This window comes from Kineobactrum sediminis, assembly GCF_002868715.1.
In the GTDB taxonomy this organism is placed as follows: Bacteria; Pseudomonadota; Gammaproteobacteria; order Pseudomonadales; family Halieaceae; genus Kineobactrum; species Kineobactrum sediminis.
The window spans coordinates 18,849-44,641 of the sequence record NZ_PKLZ01000013.1; the positions used below are offsets into that span (position 1 = coordinate 18,849).

The following is a 25,793-nucleotide window of genomic DNA, read 5'->3' on the forward strand; positions in this document are numbered from 1 at the left end:
TGCATACCTTACTAGCATTTATTCGCCATATTCTGTCGTATTGTGTTGCCCCATGCGTTATTTAAGACATAATCTGCCACAAACCTGCACTTTTTGAGTAAACATGAAAATTGACGGAATAGACCTGAAGATCCTCTACGAGCTTCAGGTGAATGGAAAGCTTACCAATACAGAACTCTCCGAACGGGTGAACCTGTCTGCCTCACCCTGCCTGAAGAGGGTCAAGCGGCTTGAAAGGTGCGGCCTGATTCGCGACTACGTGGCACTCCTCGACCCCGGTTTTCTGGGCCTCGACCTGAATGTCTTCATCTTCATCAGCCTGAAGGCACAAAGCCGTTCTCTACTGACCGAGTTTGAAACGCGGGTTGCAGGCCACGATGAAGTCATGGAGTGCTACCTGATGACAGGTGACGAGGATTACCTGCTGCGAGTTGCTGTGCCGGACGTGACATCCCTGGAGCGATTTATCGTCGACAAGCTTTCCCCGATGCCGGAAGTGGAGAAAATACGCTCCAGCATTGCACTCAAACAAGTCCGCTATAAAACCGCGCTGCCTTTACGAAGGACGTAGTCAATTACTCATTCCGCTTCGCTCACTTTTTTTGATCGCCCCATTGCTGACTATTTCACGGCAATTAGAATGGCCGGTTGCGCGATCGTAGTGTGCGGGGGCTCTAGCAGGTATTGCCGGTGATGGGTGAGACCAGTTTAGTGGAGAACGTTTATCCCTATGGCACCCACGCCGGATAACGGCGCAGGTTGGCAAGGATCTAGGCAATGTCGTTGGCGTAGGGATACTCTCTGAAAACGAGAGCCAGACCTTGCGGACCGTGATCTGGATCCGGGCACCGATCCTCAGCCACGTAACCGGATGGTCGTGCACTGGGCTTTGCATGGCGCAAACTTCAGCACAGCAAGTGTTCGCCACAGAAGATGTACCTTGGCAAATAGCAGGCCTCTAACAACCATGGAAGAAGCGCCCCTCCTGGTGGCTATACCGTGGCTCATCGGTAACATCCAGATTGAGGCAGACCCCACGTTGCGGCCGCTGATGTGACTCCAGGAATAGGCCCACCAGCATCCAACACACAAAAGCCCGGCGTTCGCCGGGCATCAATCTCCGGAAGAATAAGCGGCGAGCTGCCGACCACGCCGTCTTTCACGTTAACTACGCGATCGATTACACCGTCGCCATTGGTGTCACCGGTGAAGTTACTACCACCACAATCAGTCGACTTGGTTTCGTCGTTATAGCGCATACCCGCGATCAACCGGAGGCTGTCTGTGAGCGAGTATTCCCCTTGGGCGAATAAACCCCAGTACTCAGTTTCAATCTCTACCGCGTTGGCGAAGAACCCATTGAGCAGCGTTGCATCGGAAACGATGTCGGTACCTTCGAGGATTATAAAAGTCCCCTGGTCAGTTTCGATAACCGGTCGAGTGGAGTCATCACGCACTGTCTGCTCGTAGATGTAGAAACTGTTGTAATCCTTCAGATCGAAGTAGTAGGCGTCAGCAGTCCACTGGAACGCACCGTCGTGCTTGGACGTAAGTACTAATTCCTGCGACCAGCCCTCAGACCCTTCGATGTAACCACCGTTTGAGTTCGGGGGTGGGCGAAAAATCGAAGTCAAAATTGATGTCATTGGTGTAGTCATTGGCCGCAGTGATTGAGCGGACTGTGAAGCTGTCAAAATCGTAGGTGACCTGCAGCGATACGGTCTCATCGGTCAGGCACGTAATATCAATAAATATAAGCCCTAACGGTGAGCCTCAAACCAGGCAATATCCCGCTCCATAGCCCTGCTAAACTGCTCTCCGGTAAACAGATGATCCGAGCCCGGATATATCTTCAATTGATAGTCCTTACCGGCGAGATACAACCGTGCGGCAAGATCCATGGAGGCCGCAGCGGGTGTAGATGTATCCCCGGCTGCATGCTGAATCGAGATCGGTGACTCTATCTTATCCGCGTTGTTAAGCGAATAAAGATCATTCGCCGCGACACCTTGCCCCAGTTCCTGCAACTCATGCATTAAGCCATCGAGCACGGGTTTACTCACCCCGGCATAATCTTCGCCCAAGCTTTCAGCCAGTTCCCACCCCATCAGGTAGGCAAGTCCGCCACCGCCCGAAGTTGACCATACTGCGCCGGCTTTTACCCGGGATCCCAGCGCGCGCATGACGCGAAGGGTGACGGCACCGCCCATGGAATGCCCCAGCATGTAAGCGCGGCTCAGGTCGAGACCATCGACACTCTCCAGGGCCAGAAAGCAGGCAATGGCATCACGACTATACCAGGCATCGGCCAGGGCGCGGGAGGTGAACGCACCCCCTTCGGAAACGTTGTGCCCGCGGTAGTCCGGGGCCACCACGGCGAAACCGGCGCGGGCATAGGCCTGTGTTGTCTGCCGATAGTAATCGCCGGGGCGGTCGCTCTTGCCCTGGGCATTGAACCCGTTTCGCGGTGGATCTGGATGAAAACCGTGATTGAATTGCAGCACCGGCCAGCCCTGCTCCGGCCTGTCCCCCGCCGGCCGGAGTAACAGCGCATACTGCCGCAGCCCATCTACCTCGAAGCTTAGTATCTGCCGCCGGATCCCCTCGGTACCCGGGTTATCGGTGACCAATGTAAAGGTATGGCTGCCGGAGGCCGCCAGAGTCGCCAGCGCTGCCGGGGTAATACCCGTGTCCCCCGCAAATCCCCTGAAAACCGGTAACAGCAGCGCGATGGCTGCGAGAATTTTCACTCCCTGTCGCATAAATTGTTTCTCCTCCCCTGCCCTCGACCAGTATTTTCTTGTTATCCTCACCCATATTGACTGCGAATGCAATTACCGCAAAAGAGGACATCATGACGGACATTCATAACCGCAACAAACAGACTGTCGCCGCTCTCAGGGAGGCCCTGTACAACTACGAACCGGAGAGCGTGCGCGAGACCATTAACGCGCTGTTCCGTGACGACGCCGTGATTCATCTTGCCTACCCGTTCGAGACGCTGGAGAACCCGGAAGCGCTGTACTCGGTGGTCTACAGTGGGCTACAAGAGGCGATTCCCGATCTTGAGCGCCGCGACACGATCGTCATGGCCGGCCCTACTCCCCATCGGGATAACTGGGTCGGTTGCTGTGGTTACTACACAGGCAGTTTTGAAAAGCCCTGGCTGGACATACCGCCCACCGGTCACCAGGTTGCGATGCGCTTCCATGAATTCTTTCGCCTCGAGGACGATCGCATCGTAGAGATGCAAGCCCTATGGGACATACCCGAGGTTATGCTGCAGGCCGGTGCATGGCCGATGTCTCCCAGCCTCGGACGCGAGTGGCAAGTGCCTTCCCCCGCACCGCAGAACGGCCTGGTACCCAGCCCCCGGAACGCCGCCCAGGCTGCTGCCAGCGAGAAGCTGGTCGGCGATATGTGTGAGGGCCTCGGTCGTTATGCCGAGGGCGGCGTCGAAGCAATGCAGCTGGATAAGTACTGGCACCCTCGCTGCAGTTGGTACGGACCCTCGGCTATTGGTACCGCTCGCGGCATCAGGGGCTTTCGCAACTGGCACCAGATTCCCTTTCTTAACGGCCTGCCCGATCGGGTTGGCTCTACCGGTGCAGGTCACCTGTTCGCCGATGGCGACTTTGTTGGATTCACCGCATGGCCGGGTATGCACATGAGCGTATCCGGAGATGGCTGGCTGGGGATTGCACCAGCGGGCCAGGCAATCACCATGCGCAGCCTGGATTTCTGGCGCTGTGAAAATGGTATGATTCGGGAGAACTGGGTGCTGGTGGATATCCTGCACGTGTATCACCAGTTGAACGTCGACGTATTTGCCCGCCTCCGGGAATTCAATAAGGCACGGGCGGGATTTTCAGGGATTGTGAATGCCGGTCGACCTGATTAACGAGTGAGTAGAAAGTCCAACTCTACGAAATTAATCGAAAATTGCAGAGTCCCATGCTATATCGTGATGAATACCCGGTTATTAGCGACGACATTTAATGCTATTCTGAAGCTAAAATTGGCAAGGGTTCCAGGCTATGCCGTTCGAGCTTGTGACGCGATTCATATACTAATGCGAATATAGTCCACGAGTCTAAGCAGTGCGTTATTTGCTGTTCGCTTGTCGTAATACAGGTGAATATCTACTTTACCAAGGCGGGGAAACTTGTCTGTTTTAGGCAGGACCCGCAGTGATTTAGGCACTGTACTTTTGGCCAAAACTGTCACACCGAGACCCTCTTCAATGGCTGTTTGAATTCCTGTCAGATCGGTATTGGTATAGGCAATTTGCCAGGGGCAGCCCAAACTATTCAGCCGTTCCAGGGCGCGAGCACGGTAGATACACGGCTCAGGAGCCAGCACCAACCTCAGCGGCGACTGCAGGTGGATATCATGAATACTGCCGCTCACCCACACCAACTCATCTTCTTTGATGCGCGAGACGAGCTTCCTTGGCGATTTATCCTGCAGGGCAAGCACCAAATCATACTGATCTGCCGGCTGGGAGAGCAAATTCTTGCTAAGTTCACAATTAATCTCGAGGTTAACGCCAGGATATGATTGGGTGAAATTACCCAGGATCTTCGGCAACAGCGTCGTGGCAAATTCGCTGGGTATACCAAACCTGACCCGTCCGGTCAGGGAGGGCTGTTTGAACTCGGCGATCACCTTGTCATTCAAGGCCAGAATTTCCAGCGCATACTTCAATAATTTACTGCCCGAGGATGTCAGCCCAAGTTGATGACCTTTCCTTGTAAACAGGGATGCTTCGATTTGTTCTTCGAGCCGCTTAATTTGCAGGCTAATCGCGGGTTGTGAGCGCCCGAGCAGTTCGCCAGCCTGGGTAAAGCTGCCCAACTCGGCCACTGTTACAAAGGTCCGCAACACGTCTATTGGTAGATTACGCATCAAATATACTCATAGTTATTATTAATAGTTACATTCTGATTATTAATTTAACAGATAGCCAGACGCTCAGTAGACTACCGAGATTGATATCCACACACACCTGGTCACGCACGGGGAAATTATGTTTAGCACGGCACTTCGTATCTCAGACTATGACCCCGATCTTTGGCAGGCTATACAAAAAGAAGAGCTGCGTCAGGAGCAGAATATTGAACTGATTGCCTCGGAAAATCACACCAGCCCCATGGTGATGGAAGCTCAGGGCACCGTGCTGACCAACAAATACGCCGAAGGCTATCCCGGTAAGCGCTATTACGGTGGTTGCGAGAACGTCGACGTGGTAGAGCAGTTGGCCATTGATCGCGCCAAGGCATTGTTCGATTGCGATTACGCCAACGTCCAACCCCACTCAGGCTCACAAGCCAATACCGCGGTTTATATGGCATTACTAAAGCCCGGTGATACCATTCTCGGATTGAGCCTTGATCATGGCGGCCACCTGACCCACGGCGCCAAACCCAATTTCTCAGGCAAGATCTACAATGCCATCCAATATGGCCTGAACCCGAAAAACGGCGAGATCGATTATGACCAGGTAGACGCGCTCGCCCGGGAACACCATCCCAAAGTGATCGTGGCTGGTTTCTCTGCCTATTCTCAGGTTTTGGACTGGGCACGGTTTCGAAAAATTGCCGACAATGTAGGCGCTTGGCTATTTGTTGACATGGCTCATGTGGCTGGACTGATCGCCGCAGGCGTCTACCCGAGTCCTATTCCCCACGCCCATGTGGTTACAACCACTACCCATAAAACTCTGCGCGGCCCACGCGGCGGACTCATCCTGGCCCAAGGCCAACCCGAACTGGCTAAAAAGTTCAATTCGCTAATCTTTCCGGGGATCCAGGGCGGGCCGCTGATGCATGTGATCGCAGCCAGGGCGGTAGCCTTCAAGGAAGCGCTGGAACCCTCCTTTCGCGAGTACCAAAAGCAGGTCGTCAAGAATGCCAAGGCGATGGCGGAGACCTTTTTACAACGTGGTTACAGGGTTATTTCCGGCGGCACAGAAAACCATTTATTCCTGGTCGACCTGATTGAAAAAGGCATGACCGGCAAGGACGCGGATGCCGCTCTCGGGCGCGCCAATATAACGGTAAACAAGAATGCCGTACCCGATGACCCCCAGTCGCCGTTCGTAACCAGCGGGCTGCGTATCGGCACCCCCGCCATGACAACGCGCGGAATGAACGACGAGCATGCGCGTAAACTGGCGAACTGGATGTGCGATGTACTCGATGATATTGAGGACGAGAGCATCATTAACCAGGTTCGTGACCAGGTCCTGACGCTGTGTAAGCAGCATCCTGTTTACGCCAACTCCAGCTCAAACTAACGACCAACTACCGGACACAGGCGTCACTCCATGGCAATTAGCGTTTTCGATCTCTTTAAAATTGGTATCGGGCCGTCAAGCTCACATACCGTCGGGCCTATGCGGGCGGCACTCACGTTTGCAGATGGTCTGCATCAAGCACGCCTTCTGCAGGATGTGGCGCGGGTCAAGACAGAGCTATTTGGGTCGCTGGGCGCCACGGGAAAAGGCCACGGCTCCCCCAAGGCCGTTATTCTTGGACTGTTGGGTGAGGCCCCGGAAACGGTAGAGGTTGCAGGCATTGCGGCGACAGTCTCCCGGGTGCGCGATGAATATCGCCTCAACCTCAATGGCCGGCGACTCATCAATTTTGACGAAGCACACGACCTCATTCTGCACCGTAAGGAATCACTCTCCTACCACCCCAATGGCATGAAATTCACAGCCTTCGATGGTTTTGGAAACGAGCTCGATAGCAAGATCTATTACTCCGTAGGCGGCGGCTTTGTGGTCGATGAAAGTGCGGCCGGGGCCGAGCGGATCATCGAAGACCAAACCCAACTGCCTTACCCCTTCACCACCGGCGCACAGTTGCTCGAACTGGCACATAAATCGGGTTACTCGATCAGTACCCTGATGCGTCACAACGAACTAATGTGGCGCAGCAGTGATGAAATACGGGAGCGCCTGCGAAACATCTGGACGGTCATGGAAGACAGCATCAAGCGCGGTTGCCAGACCGAGGGCATAATGCCCGGTGGCTTGCAGGTAAAACGCCGTGCAGCGAACCTCTATCGACAGCTGAAAACAAAGCAGGCGGGCGCGCAGGATCCGCTAGATATTATGGACTGGGTGACCCTCTATGCACTGGCCGTTAACGAGGAAAATGCTGCCGGCGGGCGCATCGTGACCGCACCCACTAACGGCGCGGCCGGCATCATCCCCGCGGTCCTGGGCTATTACATGAAGTTCTGCGTTGGCGCAAATGAAGACGACGTTGAGCGCTTTCTGCTGACAGCGGCAGCGATTGGAATTCTGTACAAAGAGAACGCATCGATCAGTGGCGCGGAGGTCGGCTGCCAGGGCGAAGTGGGGTCTGCCTGTTCAATGGCTGCAGGCGCTTTGACCGAAGTACAGGGGGGCACACCCGAACAAGTCGAAAACGCAGCGGAGATCGCTATGGAGCATAACCTCGGCTTGACCTGTGACCCTATCGGCGGACTGGTTCAGATTCCCTGTATCGAGCGTAATGCGATGGGCGCAATCAAGGCCATCAGCGCCTCGCGAATGGCATTACGCGGAGACGGCAAGCACTTCGTCTCGCTGGACAAGGTTATCAAAACAATGCGTGATACGGGCAAGGACATGCAGGACAAGTACAAGGAAACCGCCCGTGGTGGATTGGCAGTCAACGTTATGGAGATCCCGGTCAACATCATCGAATGTTGACATCGCTACACCTTTCATGAAACACCGAGACAGTCGATTATGAATCAAAAAAACACGATATTAACAACGCCGCTGCACGGCCTGCATGTTGAGCTGGGTGGCAAGATGATGCCTTTTGCGGGATATGACATGCCGGTGCAGTTCCCAGGCGGCATCATCAAGGAACACCAGCATACCCGGACCCATGCGGGACTCTTCGACGTCTCCCACATGGGCCAGCTGATTGTGTCGGGGCCCGATGTAACCCGAGAACTCGAACGCCTCGTACCTGTAGACCTCGAGGCACTGGCGGTGAACCAGCAGACCTATGCCGTATTCACCAATACAGAGGGCGGCATCAAGGACGACCTGATCATCACCCGCTTCGCCGACGACGAGTTCTTCCTGGTAGTGAATGCCGCCTGTAAAGCGCAGGATACCGCCCACCTGCGCGAGCAACTCAGCGATGATATCAAGATCGAGACGCTCGCCAGTCGTGCACTACTTGCGCTACAGGGGCCAACCGCAAGTAATGTGATGGCCGCCCTCGCCCCGAGCACCACCGAATTGGTATTCATGCGCGGCTGCACTGCCACTATTTCAGGCGTCGAGTGCTATGTTACGCGCTCCGGCTATACCGGCGAAGACGGGTTTGAGATTTCGGTACCCGGCGCAGAAGCGGATGCTATTGCGCGGATCCTGCTGAATTATGCCGATGTTGAGCCCATTGGGCTTGGCGCGCGGGACTCTCTGCGCTTGGAGGCGGGCCTGTGTCTATACGGCCATGATATGGATGACAACACCAGCCCCGTCGAGGCTACGCTGCTCTTTTCTATCTCTAAATCCCGACGTCCGCGGGGGGCAAAAGCCGGTGGTTTTATCGGAGCGGATAGCGTGTTTGGCCACATTGAGAACGGTGTTACACGCAAACGCCGGGGACTGCTGGTCCAGGGCCGGGTACCCGTTCGCGAAGGCGCAGAACTCTTCGATACAGAAGGCCAGGTGGTCGGTACAGTGACCAGCGGCGGCTTTGGCCCCACCCTCCAGTCACCGATCGCGCTTGGCTATGTGGCTAGCCGGTCTGCCGACTTTGGCACCGAGTTGTTCGCGCTGGTGCGCGGCAAGCAAGTTCCTGTCATCGTCGCCAAAACGCCCTTCATATCGCAGCGCTACTTTCGCGGTTAAACGAATCACCCATTTTCTTATTCGAACAAGAGATTAAAACATGGCCACACTTTATTACACCGAGGAACACGAATGGCTTGCAGTAGAAGGCAATATCGCAACGGTTGGGATCACAGATTTTGCCCAGCAACAGTTAGGGGATATCGTCTTTGTAGACCTGCCGGAGCCAGGCAAGGAAATCGAGCAAGGCGACGAAGTGGTGGTTATCGAATCGGTTAAAGCGGCAGGCGAAATCAAGTCGCCGGTTGCCGGCACCGTAGTCGCCATCAACGAGGCGCTCGCCGATACCCCGGAAACCGTGAACGAGGATCCCATGGGCGATGGCTGGTTCCTGAAGCTCCACATCAGCAATGACATAGACCTCGGCAAGTTGTTGGATGAAGCCGGACATCAAGGACTTTTGGAAGACAGTTAGAGCTGCTGACGGTTAGCACGCCCCCCTTAAGGCGCAATTTTTCCCACAGCTTCGTCACCAGAAACAAGACGTACTATGCAGGTAACGTTAATGAACCAAACAAACCAGACAACGAGCGAATTTGATCAGCATACTGAATTTGTTGGTCGCCACATCGGGCCGACGGCTGATGAGCAGCAGCATATGCTCCAACAGCTGGGCTTGGATTCAATGGACGCATTGGTAAAGCAGGTTGTACCTGCAACCATCCTGTCGCAAGAACCCCTCGCGCTCGATCTCAGTTGCACGGAGCAGTCCGCGCTTGCCACCCTGAAAGCGATCGCCGCCGGGAACCAGCAGTATAAATCCCTTATCGGCCAGGGCTATTACAACACCCACACGCCTGGTGTGATATTACGTAATTTGTTCGAAAATCCAGCCTGGTATACGGCTTATACGCCTTACCAACCGGAGATTTCGCAGGGCCGCCTGGAAGCGATACTCAACTACCAGACTATGGTGGCCGATCTCACCGGGATGGACCTGGCCAATGCATCGTTGCTGGATGAAGCGACTGCCGCCGCCGAGGCCATGACCCTGTGCCAGCGGATGAGCAAAGTCAAAAGCCAGGTGTTTTTCGTGTCCCGGGAATGTTTGCCGCAAACTATTGATGTAATCAAAACCCGCGCCAAACCCATTGGTATCGACGTGATCGTTGGTGATCATCGCACCGATCTCGCTGAGGTGACCCCATTCGGGGTATTGTTGCAGTATCCCGGCGTGGACGGTGCAGTGTGTGACTACACGCAATGCATCGAACAGATTCATAATACCGGTGGCCTGGTGGTAATGGCGGCGGACCTGCTCGCCCTTACCCTGCTAAAATCGCCTGGAGAATTAGGTGCCGACGTTGCTATTGGTTCCAGCCAGCGCTTTGGCGTACCGCTTGGTTTTGGTGGGCCCCACGCAGCGTATATGTCTATCCGGGAATCCCATAAACGCGCTCTGCCCGGCCGCATCGTGGGCGTCTCAATTGATAGACATGGCAACACCGCCTATCGCTTGGCGCTCCAGACCCGCGAACAGCATATCCGGCGCGAGAAGGCGACGAGCAACATTTGTACCGCGCAGGTATTATTGGCGGTTATGGCGAGCATGTATGCGGTTTATCACGGACCGCAGGGCCTGCGCAACATTGCGCTGCGGGTCAACCAGCTGACGCGGTTATGCGCAGCCGGCCTACACAGGCTAGGTTATTGCGGCAGTACCGAAACGTTCTTCGATACCCTGACGCTTGCTACCGGTGACAACACCGCTGCTATTCATGCTGCCGCGCGTGCCCACAAAGTGAACCTGCGCGAAGTCGACGCGACCCATATTGGGCTGTCGCTGGATGAGACCTGCGGCATCGCAGACCTGGAGTTGTTGTGGTCTATCTTTGCGGTCAACCAATCCATCGACTTTACGCCGAAGCAACTGGACGCCACACTTGCACAATCCATCCCTGCGGAAATGCTGCGTTGTGACACGTTCCTGACCCACGAGAGCTTTAATCGCTATCATTCAGAAACCGAAATGATGCGCTACCTGCGGCGTCTGGCGGATAAAGATATTGCGTTGGATCGCGCCATGATCCCGTTGGGTTCCTGTACCATGAAACTCAATGCAACCACAGAAATGCTGCCTGTCTCATGGCCCGAGTTTACACATATGCACCCCTTTGCGCCAATCGAACAAGCCCAGGGTTACCTGCAGATGATTAGCGAACTGGAAGAAATGCTTGCCGCGGCCACTGGCTACGATGCGATATCACTCCAGCCCAACGCTGGGTCGCAAGGCGAGTATGCGGGGTTGCTGGCGATCAAGGCCTATCACGAAAGTCGCGGTGATGGTCAGCGTAACATATGCCTTATTCCCAACTCGGCGCATGGCACCAATCCGGCCTCCGCACAAATGTGCGGAATGAAAACAGTTGTCGTCAAATGCGATGACATGGGCAATGTCGATATCGTTGATCTACAGATTAAGGTGGACAAATACAGCAACGACCTGGCCGCTATAATGATCACCTACCCCTCAACCCACGGCGTGTTTGAGGAGCAGATCAGAGAGGTTTGCGCCATGGTCCATGATCACGGCGGGCAGGTCTACATCGATGGCGCCAACCTCAATGCCATGGTGGGGCTTTGTTACCCGGGGCGCTTTGGCGGCGATGTATCACACCTTAACCTGCACAAGACATTCTGTATCCCGCACGGTGGTGGCGGCCCGGGCGTCGGCCCGATCGGCGTTGGGGCACATCTGCAACCATTCCTGCCAGGTCACCCAAGCTTGCATAAAGCAAAACGTGGCGGCGACCAGAATGCCGTGGCGGCCACCGCGTGGGGCAGCGCCGGTATTCTCCCGATTAGCTGGATGTACATCAAGATGATGGGGCGCGATGGCCTCAAGCAGGCGACCGAGTGCGCAATCCTTAGTGCCAACTATATAGCAGAGCGCCTAAGGGCCCATTACCCGATCCTTTACACCGGCGTGAATGGTCGCGTGGCACACGAATGTATTATCGACCTACGCCCGATCAAGGATACGACTGGTATAACGGTCGATGACGTAGCCAAACGCCTGATTGATTTCGGTTTTCACGCACCGACCATGTCGTTTCCGGTCGCAGGTACATTGATGATCGAGCCCACTGAAAGCGAGTCGCTCGCGGAGCTGGATCGATTTTGTGAAGCAATGATTCTCATCAGGGAGGAAATCAGTGCGATCGAATCGGGCACCTCGGACCCGGCCGACAACCCGCTGAAGTTCGCTCCACACACTGCGGCAGCACTGCTTGCCCAGGACTGGTCACATAGTTATTCGCGCGAGACCGGCGCTTATCCAACAGCGGCACTGCGCAATAACAAATATTGGCCACCAATCGGCCGGGTCGATAACGTATTTGGTGACCGCAACCTGATTTGCGCCTGTCCGTCCATTGCTGACTATGAGGAGAACGTCTAGTAATGATATCCAGCATGCTGACCGTGCTGCAAACGAAATGCCCGGCATCCTCAACCCCGGATGAAACCCGCAAAATCTGCACCGGTTGATTCTGGATATGGTCGATATCTTCAGCCCGGCGAGGATGATGTCTGGGCAAGAATTTCTTCCACGATAGGTCTCACCTTGGCACCCTGTGTCTCTACTTCTACGGACATGCCTTTTTTAATTACTTTGCCATTGGTACACTTCAACCGACGCGGATATGGAACCGATGAAAACGATAAACAAATGGGCAATGGCCCTTGTGGCAGGCCTTTGCCTGCTCTGTGCCGGCGCGATAACTACAGCAAAGGGATCACAAGACTGTGGAACTGCACCGGCAGTGTGCCTGGACAGCCTGGACGAGCTCTCGATTGAATCGATGCGTCAGAGATCCTACGACAGCGTGCTCAAGCCGCTGAAGAAAATCGACTACCGGCGAACCCAGCACACCTACATGATGGCCTATAACTCCGATGGCCAGGCCCTTTACAGCCGCCTGGACTTTCCCGCTTCCACCGTCCCCGCTTCCGGATTTCCGCTGGTGGTGCTGGCCCCGGGCTGGATCAGCAGGAAGCAGGCAGTGGACTGGGATTTCGGACTGGACGGTAAGTCCACTTACAGCCTCGTCGTCGATAGTTTCGTCGAGGCGGGCTATGCGGTTGTCACCGTAGGCTACCGCGGACGAGGGACGATTCATGGTACCCCAGCCCAGGGCATGGCTTACCGGGATGTCTGGGGCAATGGTAGTTATGTGTCACCGCTGTTCTATGCCATCGATACGCTGAATCTACTCGCCGGCCTCGACAGCCTGGCGAAAATACACTGGAAACAGTGGCTGCCGACAACGGGAGCAAAGCCGAAATTCGATTTGAATAAAGTCTCACTGTGGGGACACTCCCAAGGAGGCGATGTCGGGTTGACGGTACTTGCGGTAGTGGGTAAAAACGCTACCTTTGGACAATACGTTTTCGCAGCATCCATCTGGTCCGGCAATATTGCTGACCGCTTCACCCAGGTGGAAACCTTCGAAGCCATGGCGACAACAACCGAAGCCTTTATGTCCGGCGATGGCACCTGGACGGGCTCCGCTACTGGTCGCAATGGGGAGCTCAACCCAGACTTTGTATTCCCCTGGCCGGCGGACTGGATTGGCACCCTGGATACTGAATCTGAAGATTGGACCTGGCAGGCAGAACAATGGTCAACCACCTCTGTGTTTGAGGCCAGGAAACGCAAATACCGGGAAATGTATAACACCTTCAATCAATATGTGGCCAACCTAGGTGATGCGGACTTTCACATCTTTCGCAACGATCGGGACAAAACAGTTGTCGAGCATCCGGCTTCGATTGCGCAAGTAATACCAAAGCTGGGCGGTTTTCATTACGCAAACTATATCACTGCGCCGCTGTCGCTACATATCTCAGACCGGGACTATTACTCACTGCCCGTATGGAACCAGGACCTGGCAAAGCGTGTTAATCAGGCCGGTGGCAAGGCCCGGGTTTATCTCTATCCGGGCAACACTCACTCACTGAAACTCAGCACGTATGACTGGTTCTCTCCAGAAAATGCTGAGCCGGGGGCCCCGCTAGCTACCGCTAGAGATATTCAACTGTTCAGCAGCGCCAGTTTCGGCGACTGAAAAAATACGACAAGAAACGGTATGCCTGGTTAATTCACTGGAATTGGTAGAATCTACCGATGAATACCTACAAGCGACACCGATTTCTACCGGATATAATCTCCTACGCGTTCTGGAGCCACCACCGGTTCAATTTCAGTCATCGAGATATCGAAGACCTCATAGGCGGACCAGGCATCATCTTCAGCGGTCAGGCAAGCTCAGCTCTGTATTTGTATAGCGTCAATCAACGGCGAGAGGTGGCCTTCATACTTTTTCCATGCCTCTAGCGCATCCCGGTATATGGGTTGCCGTACCTGTGTTGCGCTTGGCGTTCTTACAATTTTTGTTGATCGATAAAACTCTAAAATGGCTGGCTCAAAAGGTAAATCAAGGAAGGCGAGCATGTTATGACTTTGTCTTTCCAGATCCGCAACGGTGTCTTCGTAGCGAACATCCAGGATTCTACCGGGCATCAGTTTTTTCCACTGATCCATCAGCGCCCACGCTTGGTTGTATTGATGGGCCAGTGCTCTTAGATCATGCGCATAGTTTTGCGCGCCGCTAAAAGGTAATTTGAATATTGAGAAGCAGGTGTCTACTGGGTCACGTTGGCAGTAAATGAATTTAGCTGCGGGAAATACTAAGCCTAACAAGCCAACGTGCTGGAAATTTAGAGGCGTTATATCCAGCACATAGCTCGCCTTCGAATTATCACTCGCGTATCGCTCTATATAAGCGTTTGCCAAGATATTCCGATGTGGCTTCGTCAAGCTTCTGACACCTTCAGGATAATCTTTCCCTGTCAGCGTCTTTACCTGCGCGGCCATCTCATAGGCAAAGCTAACTTCACCCATACTGGATATGCGGCTATGACTTGCGAGAACTTGCCCTGTTAACGTCGTGCCCGATCGCGGCATACCAATGATAAAAACAGGACGCGCTTCTTTTGGCTCAGGATTCTCTAGCTTGCGCAATGGCGAAGACAGGCAAGACACTAAAGATTGATAATATTTTTCTTTTACTTTGGGCTGATAGGGTGACCTTTCTGCTTGAATGGCATTGGCTGCCGACCAAGCCGCGAAAGCCTCATCATACTGACTGTTTTTGTCGTATATTACTGCCAGAGCAAACAAGGCATATCGCTTATCGCCAGAGGTTAGCTGCTCTTTAGCAAGCAACAATTCCACATCCTGAATTTCTTCACTGGTAGGTTGCCTATATTTAAGCTGTGCAAGCTGGTAATGAGAAAATGTGCGCGCTGGCTTGATGGCGATCGCCTTTTTAAAACATTCTGCGGCTAGATATCGCTGACCCAGTTGCTCATGCAACAAGCCTAGTGCTTCGTGAGCATCTGCACTATCGGGATGCGTGTTAACCAGCTCACTCAGCATACCTAGCGCCAAATCTGTCTGCTCTGCTTCCCGATAGATATTCGCTAGTGCTATGGCGGCACTGGAATTAGCCGGGTCTAGCTGTAATGAACGTTTGTATTGCTCTATCGCACTATTCAATTGACCTTGTGCACGATAGATGTCGGCGAGCGCTTTGTTCACACGGCTTGAATTTGAATCTAACTGAAGCGCTTGTTGAATTGCTTTAATTGCCTGCTCATAGTTTTTGACCTCTCGAAAAGCCGAAGATAAATTGACCCAGCCGTCGACAGAATTGTCATTGATCTCCACCACCCGACTATACGGTGCGATAGCATCACAGGGACTACCAGAATCAAGTAGTAATCCGCCAAGTATATTAAGCGCAAGAATATTGTCCCCGTTCAAATCCAGTGCATGCTTTAGCGCCTTCATGGCATCTGCACCGCGACCTACATCCTTCAGCGCTAGCGCATAGTTAACCAAGGCCTGGGGATCTTTAGCCCGGACAGCCAAAGATTTCTCAATGAGATTGATAGCTTCCTCAGGACGGCGAGAATTCACACAAAGGACACCTAATAGGTTCAGCGCATGAATGTTGACCGGATCAATCTTAAGCACCTGACGATACAGGGCCTCAGCCTCCGAGGACTTACCCTGCTGCTGTAGCTGGTGCGCACGTTTTAGCGTGTTGAGTGTACTCGCCACAAATTTTCCATCTCTAGCAGCCATAGAAAAGCCCTGCAATAATGCAGGGCAAGCTTCCGCAATTCAATCTATGGACTGAACGTTCTTTCCAAGAAAACGCATTACACCTTAGAAGTTATAGGCCATTCTAACACCCCACGTACGTGGATTGTTGTAGTCAACAACGGCTCTGTTACCACTAAAGGTATCTGAACCTGTAATAACGTCTTCCTCTGTAGCATTGTTTACAAATGCCTGAACGCTGATTTTCTCGTCCCGGGAGTACCACGTAGCGGTTAAATCAACCGTTGTATAACTGTCTTGTTTTGCCCAGAAGTACCCTACAGACTCGGTGCTGTATTCATCTGAGTAGTAGAGGAAAATACTGGGAACAATACGACCGCTACTACCAAGATCCACATCATAAGAAATACCAAGGTTCGCGGTTAAGTCTGGCGAGAATGGGGTATCTTCACCATCAAGATCAAAGAAACCTTCAGCGTCGGCCAAGCCGTTATCTTCAGCGTAGGCATTCCTCTTGCGGAACTCACCAAATTCGGAGAAATCGAAGGCTAGGCCTGATACTACACTAAGGTTATCAATGGGTTGCCAATTCATTTCCACCTCGAGGCCTTGTGAGTTCATTTCACCGCCCGGTACGGTCTGGGATATCGCGATACCGTCAGAATTGAGCGTTAATAAGGAGGTTGTTAAGCCCTTATAGTCCGCCTGATACAAAGTGGCGTTTAATGTCATCGCACCATCCAGCAATATGCTCCGCACACCCAACTCATACGAATCGACTTCCGTTGGATCAAGCAAGTCACCCGTTATCTCCTGAGTTCCACCAGAAATATACCCGGTAGCCGCAGACGCGAACACCATTACATCTTCAGTGATGTTGTACTGGGCTGCCAGACGGTAATCTACTGTGTCGTCATCACCTTCGTTTTTGGTCGCAACTTCCCAGTGAATAGACGGCTCAGTCTGGAACGTAGGAAACGCATCGGTCAGCGTATCGTTGTTGGTATAGATCCTCTCGGAGGTTCTTTCATCTTCGCTGTAGCGCAAACCGGCAGTTACTGTCAGTTTCTCAGTGATGTCGTACTCAGCTTGGCCATAGATCGCTTGCGACTCAGCGGAACTCTCTGTGCCATGCACCCAGTGCGCCCAAACTTCCGTTTGTGGCGAACCAATAACGGTATCACCAAATAAGAAGGCATAAGTCGTTTCTTCATCGAAGTAAAAATAGCCCACTGTCCACTGCAGTGGTCCGCTACCGGTAGATGTTAAGTTAATATCCGCTTGCAAAGATTCCGAAAGACCCCATTCGCCAGAGACGTTGCCGGCACCCAATGTGTCGGTGCGGTAAGAACCAACAATAGAGAACTCGCCATCTGTTAAATTGATAGATTCAAAATCCGCATAGCCTATGTGTGTTTTCAACTCTGCGAAGCCGAGATCCCATTTGAACAGTGCGCTGAACGAATCTTCTTCGATATCTCGATTTGGCAAATAATCGAAGGCAATTTCGCGCACATCGGCGGAAATTTGAGCACTTATATCACCGTTTGAAATATTACCAGTTGAGTCTTTACCGCCACCCCAGCCATCACGCAGCCCTTGGCGAATATCGAGAACACCTGTCAGACCGTTGGTTTGCCGGGTCTCTGGGTTAACGGGAATGCCGATCACTTTATGACCAAAGTCACCTGCACCATTTGCTGTGTCACGCCAGTAGCCGGCCGTCAGGTTTAAGTTCATTGTCTCGCTAATATCAAAGTTCAGCTGGCCGCGCAGGTATGTGTCATCCGCGTCTTTCAGGCCGCCATCACTATTGAAGGTATTTTCTACATAGGGATCGCGAGCTGTATCAGTTCCGGAAACTCGCAGGGCAACCTTATCACCCAAAGGAATATTCACAAAACCTTCAAACTTGCGCAACTCGTAGTCACCCAGCGTTAGCGCGCCACCATATTCTAGCTTTTGCGTATTTGGCTTGGCAGTAATCACGTTAACCAAACCACCCAATGTGTTTCTGCCAAACAAAGTGCCTTGAGGGCCGCGAAGAACTTCTACGCGCTCAACATCAACAAAACTGGCCAAGCCCTGAGCAGTTCGCGGGCGATACAAGCCATCGTTATAGACCGGAACCGCAGTATCGGTTGTACCCGCTGAACCAGCGCCACGGATAATGATGCTAGGGGTATTACCCACAACCCTTATTTTTAATCCCGGTGTGGTTTTTTCCATATCGGGAATGCTATAGACACCCAGTTCAGTCAATCTCTCTCCACTCACGGCAGTTACCGACATAGGAATATCCTGAAGGTTAACGGCTCGCTTAGTAGCCGTAACCAGCACCTCTTCCAATGCAGCTGATGATTGCTGTACCGCCACCATATTGGACGCGAGAACTGCTGCAACTGATGAAGCGAGTAGGGACGCTCGTGGAATAAACCTTGGCTTCATATATATCTCCTAATGGACTTAGTTATTCTATTTTGCAAATAGCTTTAGCTGAGTAAATACCCGCGTTCGGCACTCTAGAATCCCATGTTGTACTACGAATGCAAAAAGGTCAATAGAATTGCGGAGATTTAAATGCTTGGAAGATAGAGAGGTTATTAACGCGCCTCAGAATAACCCTCTAAGACTCAATGGAGTATCAGCCAAGCTGATTTATTCCATATTTTTCAGCATGTTGTACAACGCTATCCAGGCTATACGGCTAAAAACTGCACCGCAAAGGGTTCAGCCATTTTTGCGACTTATATGACTTCGAAGTAGTTTAATACAGAGATCTGCACGGAGTTTAGCTCAGCAAACGGCGGACCAAACCGGGCGGACAAGCGCCGGTACGTCGATGGTGCCTCGGCTTTTCCTAACATCTGCTGCGTTAACAGAGCGTAATAGCGGAACAAGTGGCAGTAGACGACTGCGCTGCATTAAAGTATCATTTTGACTCCGAATGCAATTAATGCTGGAATTCAGGCGCGGTATCCACCGACAGACACGCTACACTGCGACAGCAGCTCAGGGAAAACTCAATGATCAAGTATTACGACAACGCACCGGCAGGCACCGAACAGGGCACTATGAAAGGTTTTGACGCCGAGTTCAGCAACATTGTCGATTACATACTACGCATCACCCATCGTATTTGGGAAGGCAAGCAGATAGGCCTGTGTCGCGACTACTACTCGGAGGATTGCCCGATATACACCCTGGCGGGATACACCGAGGGCGCAGAGCAAGTTACGCAGAACACCATTTGCACCCTGTCAGCATTCCCCGACCGCACCCTGCATGCCGACAATATTATCTGGGGCGGCAATGATGAAGAGGGATATCACACCTCCCACCTCATTTGCTCCAACATGACCAATCTCGGGCCGAGCGAGTTTGGTCCCGCAACAGGCCGCAAGGCCCAGATACAGGTTATCGCGCACTGCGTGGTAAAGGACAACAGGATCATCGAGGAATGGCTGGTCCGGGACAATTACCAACTGGCCCTCCAACTGGGGGCAGATCCCCTTGCGTACGCGCAGCAAAAAGCTGACCTACCATTTCAGCCCGAGTTGGCGCAGTGGCTGAGTAGTGAATTCGACCGGGTACACGCCCAGGAGCGCACCCCCAGTAACTATCATGACCAGATTGCCGGTGACCACGAGGCATTTATTAAAGCTGCGCTGAACAATATCTGGAACGCCCGACTGCTGGGCGATTGTCACCTGCTATACGCTGACAATGCCAGGCTGCACGCCTCTGCAAGGGATGACTACGACGGCATCGGGGCAGTTACCCGTTTTTACATCGAGATTCTCGGAGCCCTCCCCGACGCCCGCATCAGTCTGGACTACAGCTGCCACAACTCCATGCTCGAGGGGGACTATGTAGCCGTGCGCTGGACGCTGGCAGGAACCCACAGCGGCGCATCACTGTGGGGGGCACCGAGTGGCGCTCCCGTGCTGGTTCTCGGGGAAAGCCACTATCGCCTGTCTGCGGGCAAGGTTGTTGAAGAATGGCTGGTATTCGATGAATTGGCCGTTATGACTCAAATCGAGCGTGCCCGCAGGCAAGTTGCCTGGGAATAAATCCCGGAACCGGGTTGGCAAGGCATCGGCGCCAGTTGTCAAACCAGCGCGGGGTTATGAGGGGTTTTCAATACTGCGCATACGCTCAAGTACATCCAGGCCTTGCAGCTTGAGCCAGTAGAGAATGTCGATCAGAACCCAGTTCTCAAGCAATTTGTCACCATCGCGCCGGTAGACATCGACCACTCGCATATCAGTGCGTTGCCCACCCGGTAAGCCCATGAAGCCTCCGGTCGGGGTGTGGGACAAGTTGGGCCAGCCAAAGAAGCAGGCGTAGTTTCCCTCGGCAAAGCGGCACACATGACCGTTGTAGACCTTGTCGCCAAGACCCTCGCGAAACGGGTACTGATGTTGCTGTTGATAGCGGGGAATTGTATATGCAGCACCGATTCCGGCCGGGCCATACCAAACCATGTCCCTGGACCAGGTTCTCTCAAGATAATCGGGGGGGCAATTGTTCTCACCCGAGAGGTTTAGCTGGTTCAGGTCGTCAATCATCCGATTGAGCAGTTCCAGCGTCTTCGTCCCTTCCTCCTCAGCCTGGGGCTGCAGCAGGATACCGTCATGCGTGCGCGGCCCCGGGCACAGGAAAGAGGCTCCCGTTTGCGCAGGCAAAGGATTGAGTCCCACCTGTTGCATCAACGCGATAATATCGCAAAACATACCGGTTTTAACAATCTTGCCGCTGGCGGGGTCGACGCAGTTGAATTCCGCATAGCGCAGCATCGCCGTCTTGCCATGCGGGCGAATCCCCAGCCATTCACTGTCGAACAGGCCCATGAAGTGACCCATGCTCATGGTCCAGACATCACCGCTGACCTCATTCACACCCGCCATGAATATATCCTGCCGGCGTTGCAGGCTCGAGAAAGCCCGCAGTAAAGGTTCCCAGAAACCAGTCGCAACCGCGCCCGGCCCCTTGAGCTGGTTGAAGGGGTAGCTTCCGTACCAGTCGATATCGGCGCTGAGGTGGCGTTGCAATATGCCGGCCACGCTCTGGGACGTGGCGCTTTCCATCGCGGAGAAATATGCCAGTACAGTGGATTTCGCCTGTTGCAATTGAGTCATTTCGGTTTGGCCTATAGCAGTCGATTAAAGAGGTACAGGAAGAGAACGCTCACCGCAAAGAAGCCAAGCAGGAAATAGCTAGCCCTGTCGATGCGGCCCGGCACCACGAACCAGCCTTGCTCCTTCTCGGGTCGACCGCTGTCCCGGAAGACTTTGCGCTGCCCCACCACGGTATAAGGAGAATATTCCTTCTGCCGCCCATCCAGCAACAGGCTCGCCAGGAACGAAACCGACATATTCACCGCACCGCCGATTGCGCAGTACCATGGCCAGGCGATATCAGTTCGGGTTGCCACACACCATAGCGCGACAAATCCCACCGCGACCCCAACCAGCAGGCCCCGCTCGGTCGTATGCCGGGAGAAGAAGCCCAGCGCGAACATACTGAGCTTGGCACCTACGAAATAGGATCCGAGTTTACTCAGCGTCTCCAGAACCGACCCTTCACTTTCCGCGAACATCAGTGCTGGCATAATGATCATCGCGGCCCAGAACAAGGTGAAGTAGCGCGAGACCTTCAATAGATCTTCGCCCGAGGCCTGCGGGCGGAAATAGCGCTGGTAAAAGTCCACAGTCGAGACCGTGGACATGGAATTGAAAGCAGAGTCCAGGCTGGACATGCTGGCGGCCAGCACGGCCGCAGCAATCAAACCCATCAGCCCCGGCAGGCCATAATCCGTTGCAAACTGCAGAATTATTGTGTTTCCGTTTTCGAACTCCCTGCCTCCATAGTAGGAATAGAACAGCACCCCAAGCAAAATAAACAGGAAATAAATAAAGAAGGCACCAAAACCCATCATCATGAATGACTTCTTGGCATCGCCGATGGTCTTGGCCGCAAGGGTTCGCTGTACCATCATTTGGTTGGCGCCGTAAACGGTTATGTGAAACAAGGTCATCGCGATCACCCCAGACCATACCGTGGTTACCTTGGTGAAATCGAAACTGAAATCAAGCGCGTCGGCACGTCCGTCTGCCTTGATCTCCGCAAGCGCCTGGGCGATGGGGATCGGCATTTCCCGCACCAGGGCAAACAGGATGATGGCGGCACCGGTGAACAGGATGCCGGCCTGAACGACATCGGTCCAGATGACAGCCGCTATTCCTCCCATCGAGGTATAGATCACTGCTACCACCGTGATGATAACGATGCAGTATTCCACTGATAATCCGGTAATGAACTCCAGTACCAGCGAGGTGGCATACAACACAGCGGCCGACGTCAGGCCCTGAGTCATCAGGAAAATTCCGGAGATAACACTGCGCGATGTAGGCCCGAAGCGCCTCTCCTGATATTCATAGATTGAGGCTACACCGCTGTTGTAGAAAAACGGGAGAAAAAAGCTGGTGACAACGAAAATGACCAGCGGGTAGTTGAGATGAATCGCCATCACCGACATCCCATCGGTATAAGCCCAGGCGGGACCACCCAGAAAGGTCAAGGCGCTGACATAGGTGCTCACCACCGATATGCCAATCGCCCACCAGGGAATACTCCTGTCCCCCAGAAAGAAATCATTGGCTGATTTGACCCTGCGACCAAGAACAAAACCGAACGTCAGGTTCGCGATGATGAAAACACCGAGTATCGACCAGTTGAGCGCACCAAAGTCAGCCATGTTATTCCACTATCCTCGCCCCGGAGCGCATATCACTAAAAACGTCGTAGCCCATCTGCATCAGCATGTCCGGGATATCAATTGCCACCCAGTTTTCGCGCAACAGCTTACCTTCACGGCGCCAGATATCCATCACCCGCAGAGACAGGCGGCGGTCACTGGCCGGCAGACCCAACCAGTCATGACCGCTGTGAGTACCGTGCATATGCGGCCAACCACCGGTAGCGACATAGTCACCATTGGCGACAGTACAGGCATGATGGTCAACATCCCGATCAGGAAAAGCCCGTAGAAATGGCCCTTGATGTTGCTCTCTGAAGCCTTGAATGCCCCGGGTTGTTCCGATGCCACCGGGTCCATACCAAAATAAATCAGGGTGCCAGTAGTTTTCCAGATCCATGCTCCCCAGCTCAAGGCCATCATAGCGGCGCAGGCAATCAAGCATATCCATAACCAGTTGCTTGCTGACAGCGCCATGCCCTGGGTCGGCATCTACAGGGCGTATGCCATCCAGCGTCGCCGGAGGTAGAATCTGGCCGGCATAGCCCAACGGCAGACGCACAGGGCAAACCCCCCTCTGGTACATAACATCGAGAAAATCGGGAATTATGAAGCACTCAATAATGCGTTCGTCCTCGATCCGCAGCAATTCGGTATAACGCAGTGCCAGGGCCTTGTTGCTGGGCGGAATCCCATGAAGCGGCTTTACGAAGCGTCCACTGAAAAAGCCAGTCCCACAAACCCAGCGCTGGCCCCGATCGTTACCGACAAACTGGATGAGTGGTCGCCGCTCCAGATCAGGTAGGGCAGTGCACAAGGGCAACAGAAATTCATCTGCCACCTGCCGCGGACCCAGGAGATCGTCGACAGGATGGGCCGCATGCCAATGCACATTTGGATGCAGGTATTCATCCGCAGCGGCGTGAACCTGATCGACAGAGGCGTGACAGATTGCCGCGTACAAGCTCTCCAGACAATTCATTGTATTGCCTGAATGCACTGGTATCGAAGCACCGCATAGACCGCGACTGAAATCCGTTGAGGTTGCACAATCAGCTCACGGCCGCGGTACTGTCGCCGTGGCGCCAGACGAGCGGGGCCGGTTGATCACCACCACGCACCACATAGGCAATCAATGGCGCCGAACCGTTATTGACATAGGCATGCATCAGACCAATGGGGACCGTGAGAACATCGCCTTCCGCCAGCGAAAACTCCCCCTCCTCCCATTGGAAAATCACCTCTCCCCTGTGTACATACAACACTTCTTCTTCTTGCCTTGCATGAAAGTCCAGCCGGGTTGAGGAATCCATATCAAGCCTTCGCACATGGAATCCGTGAGCCCAGGGTATCTTGCCCGCTGCAATGTTTTCAGCGGCGTTGGCAGGACCGATAATTGCCGACTCCACCACACCCGTTGCCGTTCCGGTCAGGATTGAACCGGCATGTTCCCGCTGCTGTTCCACTGCACATACGCAGGAGAGGATTTCATCGGGGGTCAGGTTACGCAGGGCAGCAACCTGTGCCGGGGACGTCGGCTCCATGGGCCGAATTCCCTCGGGTACCGTCTCGCCCTTGGTAGTATCCACTAGACGGCCATTTTCCAGCAGCACTAATCCGTATTGGGTGGCCTTTACAAAGACGTCTGGCGCCCACAATACGTGCCCGGGGTCATCGCCGCCCAGCACCGCAAACAGGTAACCGACATCATCCCCGACATTTTCGAATCCGCGGAACACGTCGACGGGAATACTGATGCAGTCACCGGGTTCCAGCACGACCTCACCGGCCTCTCCATGCTCGCCCAAGCGAAACGCCCAGCGTCCGCTGTGCACGATGAACACCTCTTCTGTCGTATGGCTATGTTGTGAGTTGACGCAGCGAGGAGGCTGTCGAGCACCGCCGATATTGAAACCATGGGCCTTTTTAATGTGAACGTACTGGTCCGGATGCTCGGCCACACCTGGGCCAATTATGGTGAAGTTTTCCTTCTGGTCGCTTCCCGGGGTATAGGTATCGACAAACGCATTGCGGCAGGGGCGTAGCTCTGTATAACGCACAAGACGCTGGCGCATTTGAGCAGGAGTCCACTGATTGGACATGAAAGATGATCTCCAGTGACAAGCTTTGTAACAATTATTCTCCCCTACACATCGGTAGCGGAAGGACTCTAGGGAGAAATATACTTCGAATGCAAAAATAACTCAAGTTTTGTCGTCGGGTGTCTGTATCGGGCATGAAAGCCGGGCAGCTAAGTGCGGAATCTGTCTACCAGTTGCGCTGCACCCTGCAGCAGGAGACCGTGGTCTGACGATAGCAGGAACAGGCTGGCGCCCCGCTGCTTCCAATACGCAAGCTCGTCCAGATCACCAACAAACATGCCAATGGTGCGCCCTGCATCGGCTCCGCTGCGACATATCCGCTCTACCGCGCTTAGCACAACATCATCTTTGGGAGACCTGGCCCCCAGGGCTACCGTGAGGTCGATACGACCAATAAATAAACAGTCAATACCATCAACCGCAGCAATCTCGTCGATGTGTTCCAATGCCGGCAAATCTTCGATCTGTGCTAATACAACGGTTTCTTCTGCGCTATCGCGCAAATGGTTCCCCATGGGTTTTGCAGTATAACCGGCAGCCCGGGTTGAGCCCGCGTAACCCCTACCCCCTGCTCCAAAATGTGCCGAGTTAACGACCGCTGCGGCCATTTCCCCACTTGTCACATGGGGAATCACGACACCGGTAGCGCCACAATCCAACGCGTTCAGTATATGCTCAGGGGCGGCAGAGGGAACACGCACAAGCGATGGCATACCCGCGCTGCGCAAGGCATGGATGCATTGATCCTGCACCAGGCGATCGAAGGGCGAGTGCTCGGCGTCCAGACACACCAGGTCCAGCGCTGTGCTGCCGATAACCTCGCACAGCATTGGCGAAGGTGTCTTGATAAAAGTGCCCACCAATTGCTCGCGCGCGGCAAGCCGTGTTTTCAGATTCATAGTTTTCCGC

19 protein-coding genes are annotated in these 25,793 nt (G+C 53.7%); 9 read left to right on the top strand and 10 right to left on the bottom strand.

Annotation, left to right across the window (positions count from 1 at the left end):
• Window positions 1–103 precede the first annotated feature (103 nt).
• Window positions 104–571 (top strand): Lrp/AsnC family transcriptional regulator, encoded by a 468-nt coding sequence (locus CWI75_RS15365; protein ID WP_101522415.1) that lies wholly within the window; start codon window positions 104–106, stop codon window positions 569–571.
• Window positions 572–1,004: 433 nt separating this feature from the next.
• On the opposite strand, the gene CWI75_RS15370 is transcribed toward CWI75_RS15365, so the two are convergent.
• Complete coding sequence (locus CWI75_RS15370) at window positions 1,005–1,646, bottom strand: TonB-dependent receptor (protein WP_101522416.1); 642 nt, start codon at window positions 1,644–1,646, stop codon at window positions 1,005–1,007.
• 114 nt (window positions 1,647–1,760) lie between these two features.
• Window positions 1,761–2,762, bottom strand: a complete 1,002-nt coding sequence (locus CWI75_RS15375; RefSeq protein WP_101522417.1) for an alpha/beta hydrolase family protein — start codon at window positions 2,760–2,762, stop codon at window positions 1,761–1,763.
• A 92-nt stretch (window positions 2,763–2,854) separates the two neighbouring features.
• On the opposite strand from CWI75_RS15375, the gene CWI75_RS15380 reads away from it, so the two are divergent.
• Window positions 2,855–3,901: an ester cyclase gene (locus CWI75_RS15380; protein ID WP_101522418.1), complete on the top strand. Its 1,047-nt coding sequence runs from the start codon at window positions 2,855–2,857 to the stop codon at window positions 3,899–3,901.
• A 161-nt stretch (window positions 3,902–4,062) separates the two neighbouring features.
• Here CWI75_RS15380 and CWI75_RS15385 read toward each other — a convergent pair whose 3' ends face one another.
• Window positions 4,063–4,908, bottom strand: coding sequence for a LysR family transcriptional regulator (locus CWI75_RS15385; protein ID WP_101522419.1), 846 nt, complete (start codon window positions 4,906–4,908; stop codon window positions 4,063–4,065).
• Between the two features lie 121 nt (window positions 4,909–5,029).
• On the opposite strand from CWI75_RS15385, the gene glyA reads away from it, so the two are divergent.
• The 6 genes from glyA (at window position 5,030) to CWI75_RS15415 (ending at window position 13,959) form a co-directional block, all read left to right on the top strand.
• On the top strand, window positions 5,030–6,298 hold the full coding sequence (gene glyA / locus CWI75_RS15390) for a serine hydroxymethyltransferase (RefSeq protein ID WP_101522420.1): 1,269 nt from the start codon (window positions 5,030–5,032) through the stop codon (window positions 6,296–6,298).
• A 30-nt stretch (window positions 6,299–6,328) separates the two neighbouring features.
• On the top strand, window positions 6,329–7,726 hold the full coding sequence (locus CWI75_RS15395) for an L-serine ammonia-lyase (protein WP_101522421.1): 1,398 nt from the start codon (window positions 6,329–6,331) through the stop codon (window positions 7,724–7,726).
• A 39-nt stretch (window positions 7,727–7,765) separates the two neighbouring features.
• Window positions 7,766–8,890, top strand: a complete 1,125-nt coding sequence (gene gcvT, locus CWI75_RS15400) for a glycine cleavage system aminomethyltransferase GcvT (RefSeq protein ID WP_101522422.1) — start codon at window positions 7,766–7,768, stop codon at window positions 8,888–8,890.
• Between the two features lie 40 nt (window positions 8,891–8,930).
• Window positions 8,931–9,305, top strand: a complete 375-nt coding sequence (gcvH, locus tag CWI75_RS15405) for a glycine cleavage system protein GcvH (protein WP_101522423.1) — start codon at window positions 8,931–8,933, stop codon at window positions 9,303–9,305.
• A 90-nt stretch (window positions 9,306–9,395) separates the two neighbouring features.
• Window positions 9,396–12,290, top strand: a complete 2,895-nt coding sequence (gcvP, locus tag CWI75_RS15410) for an aminomethyl-transferring glycine dehydrogenase (RefSeq protein WP_101522424.1) — start codon at window positions 9,396–9,398, stop codon at window positions 12,288–12,290.
• Between the two features lie 253 nt (window positions 12,291–12,543).
• Entirely contained in the window at window positions 12,544–13,959 is a 1,416-nt protein-coding gene (locus tag CWI75_RS15415; RefSeq protein ID WP_146003612.1) for an alpha/beta hydrolase family protein, read from the top strand.
• A gap of 200 nt (window positions 13,960–14,159) precedes the next feature.
• Here CWI75_RS15415 and CWI75_RS15425 read toward each other — a convergent pair whose 3' ends face one another.
• Together CWI75_RS15425 and CWI75_RS15430 are read right to left on the bottom strand one after the other, a co-directional pair.
• The gene (locus tag CWI75_RS15425) at window positions 14,160–16,043 is read right to left on the bottom strand and encodes a tetratricopeptide repeat-containing sulfotransferase family protein (RefSeq protein WP_101522426.1); all 1,884 of its coding nucleotides are present in this window, start codon (window positions 16,041–16,043) and stop codon (window positions 14,160–14,162) included.
• Window positions 16,044–16,127: 84 nt separating this feature from the next.
• Complete coding sequence (locus tag CWI75_RS15430; RefSeq protein ID WP_101522427.1) at window positions 16,128–18,470, bottom strand: TonB-dependent receptor; 2,343 nt, start codon at window positions 18,468–18,470, stop codon at window positions 16,128–16,130.
• Window positions 18,471–19,048: 578 nt separating this feature from the next.
• Here CWI75_RS15430 and CWI75_RS15435 point away from each other — a divergent pair.
• Entirely contained in the window at window positions 19,049–20,095 is a 1,047-nt protein-coding gene (locus CWI75_RS15435; RefSeq protein WP_101522428.1) for an ester cyclase, read from the top strand.
• A 54-nt stretch (window positions 20,096–20,149) separates the two neighbouring features.
• Here the strand turns inward: CWI75_RS15435 and CWI75_RS15440 are convergent, their stop codons facing one another.
• The 5 genes from CWI75_RS15440 to CWI75_RS15460 all read right to left on the bottom strand — a co-directional run bounded on the left by CWI75_RS15440 (window position 20,150) and on the right by CWI75_RS15460 (window position 25,783).
• Window positions 20,150–21,163 carry a nuclear transport factor 2 family protein gene (locus CWI75_RS15440; protein ID WP_101522429.1) on the bottom strand — a complete coding sequence of 338 codons (1,014 nt, stop codon included), beginning with the start codon at window positions 21,161–21,163 and terminating at the stop codon, window positions 20,150–20,152.
• An 11-nt stretch (window positions 21,164–21,174) separates the two neighbouring features.
• Complete coding sequence (locus CWI75_RS15445) at window positions 21,175–22,782, bottom strand: sodium:solute symporter family protein (protein ID WP_101522430.1); 1,608 nt, start codon at window positions 22,780–22,782, stop codon at window positions 21,175–21,177.
• A gap of 1 nt (window position 22,783) precedes the next feature.
• Window positions 22,784–23,764 (bottom strand): ester cyclase, encoded by a 981-nt coding sequence (locus tag CWI75_RS15450; protein ID WP_101522431.1) that lies wholly within the window; start codon window positions 23,762–23,764, stop codon window positions 22,784–22,786.
• Between the two features lie 70 nt (window positions 23,765–23,834).
• Window positions 23,835–24,884, bottom strand: coding sequence for a cupin domain-containing protein (locus tag CWI75_RS15455; RefSeq protein WP_101522432.1), 1,050 nt, complete (start codon window positions 24,882–24,884; stop codon window positions 23,835–23,837).
• 149 nt (window positions 24,885–25,033) lie between these two features.
• A complete protein-coding gene (locus CWI75_RS15460) occupies window positions 25,034–25,783 on the bottom strand; it encodes an HpcH/HpaI aldolase family protein (RefSeq protein WP_101522433.1) in 750 nt (249 codons plus the stop codon).
• Between the last annotated feature and the right edge of the window lie 10 nt (window positions 25,784–25,793).

Excerpts from the sequence above, each read along its gene's own strand:
- CWI75_RS15365 (WP_101522415.1), top strand. The coding sequence starts at position 104 with ATGAAAATTGACGGAATAGACCTGAAGATCCTCTACGAGCTTCAGGTG.
- CWI75_RS15370 (WP_101522416.1), bottom strand. The coding sequence starts at position 1,646 with ATGACATCAATTTTGACTTCGATTTTTCGCCCACCCCCGAACTCAAAC.
- CWI75_RS15375 (WP_101522417.1), bottom strand. The coding sequence starts at position 2,762 with ATGCGACAGGGAGTGAAAATTCTCGCAGCCATCGCGCTGCTGTTACCG.
- CWI75_RS15380 (WP_101522418.1), top strand. The coding sequence starts at position 2,855 with ATGACGGACATTCATAACCGCAACAAACAGACTGTCGCCGCTCTCAGG.
- CWI75_RS15385 (WP_101522419.1), bottom strand. The coding sequence starts at position 4,908 with ATGCGTAATCTACCAATAGACGTGTTGCGGACCTTTGTAACAGTGGCC.
- glyA (WP_101522420.1), top strand. The coding sequence starts at position 5,030 with ATGTTTAGCACGGCACTTCGTATCTCAGACTATGACCCCGATCTTTGG.
- CWI75_RS15395 (WP_101522421.1), top strand. The coding sequence starts at position 6,329 with ATGGCAATTAGCGTTTTCGATCTCTTTAAAATTGGTATCGGGCCGTCA.
- gcvT (WP_101522422.1), top strand. The coding sequence starts at position 7,766 with ATGAATCAAAAAAACACGATATTAACAACGCCGCTGCACGGCCTGCAT.
- gcvH (WP_101522423.1), top strand. The coding sequence starts at position 8,931 with ATGGCCACACTTTATTACACCGAGGAACACGAATGGCTTGCAGTAGAA.
- gcvP (WP_101522424.1), top strand. The coding sequence starts at position 9,396 with ATGAACCAAACAAACCAGACAACGAGCGAATTTGATCAGCATACTGAA.
- CWI75_RS15415 (WP_146003612.1), top strand. The coding sequence starts at position 12,544 with ATGAAAACGATAAACAAATGGGCAATGGCCCTTGTGGCAGGCCTTTGC.
- CWI75_RS15425 (WP_101522426.1), bottom strand. The coding sequence starts at position 16,043 with ATGGCTGCTAGAGATGGAAAATTTGTGGCGAGTACACTCAACACGCTA.
- CWI75_RS15430 (WP_101522427.1), bottom strand. The coding sequence starts at position 18,470 with ATGAAGCCAAGGTTTATTCCACGAGCGTCCCTACTCGCTTCATCAGTT.
- CWI75_RS15435 (WP_101522428.1), top strand. The coding sequence starts at position 19,049 with ATGATCAAGTATTACGACAACGCACCGGCAGGCACCGAACAGGGCACT.
- CWI75_RS15440 (WP_101522429.1), bottom strand. The coding sequence starts at position 21,163 with ATGACTCAATTGCAACAGGCGAAATCCACTGTACTGGCATATTTCTCC.
- CWI75_RS15445 (WP_101522430.1), bottom strand. The coding sequence starts at position 22,782 with ATGGCTGACTTTGGTGCGCTCAACTGGTCGATACTCGGTGTTTTCATC.
- CWI75_RS15450 (WP_101522431.1), bottom strand. The coding sequence starts at position 23,764 with ATGAATTGTCTGGAGAGCTTGTACGCGGCAATCTGTCACGCCTCTGTC.
- CWI75_RS15455 (WP_101522432.1), bottom strand. The coding sequence starts at position 24,884 with ATGTCCAATCAGTGGACTCCTGCTCAAATGCGCCAGCGTCTTGTGCGT.
- CWI75_RS15460 (WP_101522433.1), bottom strand. The coding sequence starts at position 25,783 with ATGAATCTGAAAACACGGCTTGCCGCGCGCGAGCAATTGGTGGGCACT.